Below are 2838 nucleotides of genomic sequence, written 5' to 3'. Positions count from 1 at the left end.
CTGTCCGGCGGCAGCGGCAACGGGTGGCGCTGGCGCGCTGCCTCGCCAAAGCGCCGGGGCTGGTGTTGCTCGATGAGCCCTTGGCGAATCTCGATCCCGGCTTGCGCCAATCGGTGCGGCAGGAGTTCGTCGCGATGCGCCGGGCGCTCGGCTCCACCTTTCTCTACGTCACCCACGATCAAAGCGAAGCCCTGGCGCTCGCCGACCGGATCGCGCTGCTGCACCGGGGGCGGCTAGAACAATGCGGCGCGCCGCAAACCCTCTACCGCACCCCGGCGACCGCCCATGTCGCGCGGTTCGTCGGCGATGGCATGCTGGTGCCCGCCGTGCTGCTGGGGCCGAAGGACGGCGGGGGTTCCCGGTCGATCTGGGCGGGCAGCACCTGCGGGTTCGGGCGACCGCCGGACAGGCCTCAGGCATCGTTACCCTCTGCCTGCGCGCCCATGACCTCGCCCTAGTGCCCGCCGGAACGCCGGAGAGCTTGGCGGCGATAGCGGGGCATGCCCTCTATCAGGGCGGGCATTGGCGCGTATCGGTGCGCGTGCCGACGCTCGCCGACCGGCTGCTGGAGGTGGAGAGCCGCACGCCGCCGCCGGAGCCGGGCAGCGCCGTGGGGCTTCAGGTTCTCGACGGCTGGGTTCTTCCGGCGGAAGCTTAATCCGGCAGTGGAATCCGCGCGTCGTCGCCCGGCACTTTCGGGAAGCGGTCGTGCTGCCAATCGTCTTTGGCCTGCTCGATCCGCTCTTTGCGCGAGGAAACGAAGTTCCAGAACATCGTGCGCGGGGCATCGAGCGGCGCGCCGCCGAGCAGCATCACCCGGCTCGGCTCTTCCGCCAAAATTTGATAGTCCAGGCCCGGCGTCAGAATCGGCATCTGGCCGACCGAAAAGCGCTGGCCGTTCACGAAGATCGCGCCGTCGGCGATATAGAGCGCGCGTTCTTCGGCAAGTGCGGCGTCGGCGGTGAAGCAGGCCCCGGCCTCGAAGGTTAGATCGGCGTAAAGGGTCGGCGTTTTTCGTCGGCACGGGGGATTTCAGCGCGCCGATGCTGCCCGCCAGCAGTTTTCAGCGTCACCCCATCGGCCTGCTGCACCGGCAAACTGTCGGCGGGGTGATGGTGAAAGGCGGGCTCGCATTCTTCTTCGGCGCGCGGCAGGGCCACCCAGGCTTGCACGGCGTGCAGCCGCTGGCCGGCGGCTTGGACCGCCTCGGTCGCCCGCTCCGAATGAACGATGCCGCGCCCGGCGGTCATCCAATTCACCGCGCCCGGCTGGATCGGCTGAACGACGCCCAGGCTATCGCGGTGCAGAATCTCGCCTTCAAAGCAATAGGTGATCGTTTCGAGACCGATATGAGGGTGCGGACGCACTTCCAGCGCGTGCCCCGGCGCGAAATCGACCGGGCCGATGTGATCGTAGAACACGAACGGCCCGACCGAGCGGCGCACGGCCTGGGGCAGAATACGGCGCACGTACAGCCCTTCACCCAGGTCGCGGCTTTTGCCGTCCAGCACCAGCAGGGAATCACCATTGCTCATCGGGGGGCTCCTTTAGGCCAAGCGTTCGGCAAGATAGGCGAGACCGGCCACGGGCTGCCCGCGATTGAGGCGCGTCGTGACCGGCGTGAGCGCGCGGAGCCGATAGGGTAGTGCGTCTAGCCCACGCTGCAAACCGGCGGCCCCATGCCGATAGCGCAAGCCATCGTGCAGGTGGAACGGTGTTTCAGGATCGTCGGCGGCTTCAACGCTGGCGAGCAGCAGGCCGCCGGGGGCGAGCACCCGCGCGGCTTCTCGGTGGAAATCGCTCAGATCGCGAGATAGACCAGCACATCCGCCGCCACGATCAAATCGGCGCTGGCCGGGGGCAGATCGGCGAGGGCGGCGACGGCCTCGCCTTCGATCAGACGGTCGTAAAGATCGCGCGCCTTGGCTTGGGCCAGCATGGCGGGCGACAGATCAATCCCGATCAAGCTTTCCGCCAGATCGCGGAACGGTAGGCCCGACAGGCCCGTGCCGCAGCCGACATCGATGACGCGCAGGCTATCGCGGTCGCTGTGGTCGGCCAGCAGCGCGCGCAGCACCGCCGGTCCGCGATATTGGAGTTTTCCCGTTAGTTCGAAATCGAAACGAGCCGCGTAATCATTGAACAGGCTTTTTAGATAGGGGGTTGGAAGTTGGCGGGGACCATCCCCGCCCGCAAGCAAGGCTAAGGCCGCGCTTGCCCCCAGCGCATCGGCGGGATCGAGCGCGAGGCACTGCCGATAGGCCCGTTCGGCCCCGTCGGTATCGCCGCCCGCCCGTGCGGCTTCGCCGAGCAGGAACCAGCTTTTCAGATCATCCGCCGCCGCCGCCGTCACGGCGGTGAGGATTGTCACGGCCTCGCCCGCCCGCCCGGCACTGAGCAAAGCTTGCGCATAGTCGCGGCTGAGATCGGGGGCGGGGTCTTGCGCCAATAAATCTTCGTAAAGGGGAAGGGCTGCCGCTGCTTGCCCCGTGCGCACGAGCGCTAAGGCGCGGTTGCGGATCAGCCCGGCATCCTGGGGATGGGCGACCAGGATACCGTCGAGCATCGGAAGAGCCTCCTCGGCGCGTCCGGCCTCGATTAACCCCGCCGCGAGATTGCCCAGCGTGCGCGGATGATCGGGCAGGCGGGCGGCGGCTTCGGTGAAAGCTGCCAGCGCCCCCGTGCTATCGCCGCGCCTCCCGCCGCAGGATGCCGAGGCGCTCCCAGGCGAGGTTCATCGCTGGGGCGGGCGTCGATCAGGCTGAGGAGCAGCGGTTCGGCCTCGTCGCCGCGCGCGGCCTTCATCAGCCACATCGGCCAGCGACCACAGCGCGGCGG

General features: G+C 68.2%; 5 protein-coding genes and 2 pseudogenes. 2 read left to right on the top strand and 5 right to left on the bottom strand.

Going from position 1 to position 2838, the window contains the following annotated elements; genetic code table 11:
* Together VZ95_RS19175 and VZ95_RS26130 are read left to right on the top strand one after the other, a co-directional pair.
* Nucleotides 1-458: pseudogene (locus VZ95_RS19175) on the top strand (ABC transporter ATP-binding protein); the annotation flags it as partial.
* A gap of 23 nt (nt 459-481) precedes the next feature.
* On the top strand, nt 482-658 hold the full coding sequence (locus VZ95_RS26130) for a TOBE domain-containing protein (RefSeq protein ID WP_232302758.1): 177 nt from the start codon (nt 482-484) through the stop codon (nt 656-658).
* Here VZ95_RS26130 and VZ95_RS26125 read toward each other — a convergent pair.
* The 5 genes and pseudogenes from VZ95_RS26125 to VZ95_RS26115 form a co-directional block, all read right to left on the bottom strand.
* Nucleotides 655-939: pseudogene (locus VZ95_RS26125) on the bottom strand (pirin-like C-terminal cupin domain-containing protein); the annotation flags it as partial. The gene VZ95_RS26130 and the pseudogene VZ95_RS26125 overlap by 4 nt on opposite strands.
* A gap of 47 nt (nt 940-986) precedes the next feature.
* Nucleotides 987-1535 (bottom strand): pirin family protein, encoded by a 549-nt coding sequence (locus tag VZ95_RS26120; protein WP_198148410.1) that lies wholly within the window; start codon nt 1533-1535, stop codon nt 987-989.
* Between the two features lie 12 nt (nt 1536-1547).
* Complete coding sequence (locus VZ95_RS22525; RefSeq protein ID WP_052711958.1) at nt 1548-1775, bottom strand: hypothetical protein; 228 nt, start codon at nt 1773-1775, stop codon at nt 1548-1550.
* A 26-nt stretch (nt 1776-1801) separates the two neighbouring features.
* Nucleotides 1802-2644, bottom strand: a complete 843-nt coding sequence (locus VZ95_RS19160) for a tetratricopeptide repeat protein (RefSeq protein WP_408606111.1) — start codon at nt 2642-2644, stop codon at nt 1802-1804.
* A partial coding sequence (locus VZ95_RS26115; RefSeq protein WP_045777286.1) for a hypothetical protein occupies nt 2599-2838 on the bottom strand: 240 nt, incomplete at its 5' end. The genes VZ95_RS26115 and VZ95_RS19160, both read right to left, overlap by 46 nt.

This window comes from Elstera litoralis (assembly GCF_000963705.1).
Classification (GTDB): Bacteria; Pseudomonadota; Alphaproteobacteria; order Elsterales; family Elsteraceae; genus Elstera; species Elstera litoralis.
Note: the sequence above shows the minus strand (reverse complement) of the source record. Positions and strands in the feature narration are given on the sequence as shown.

What these genes read in the sequence shown, in the direction of transcription:
- VZ95_RS26120 (WP_198148410.1), bottom strand. Translation starts at nt 1,535, where the DNA reads ATGAGCAATGGTGATTCCCTGCTGGTGCTGGACGGCAAAAGCCGCGAC.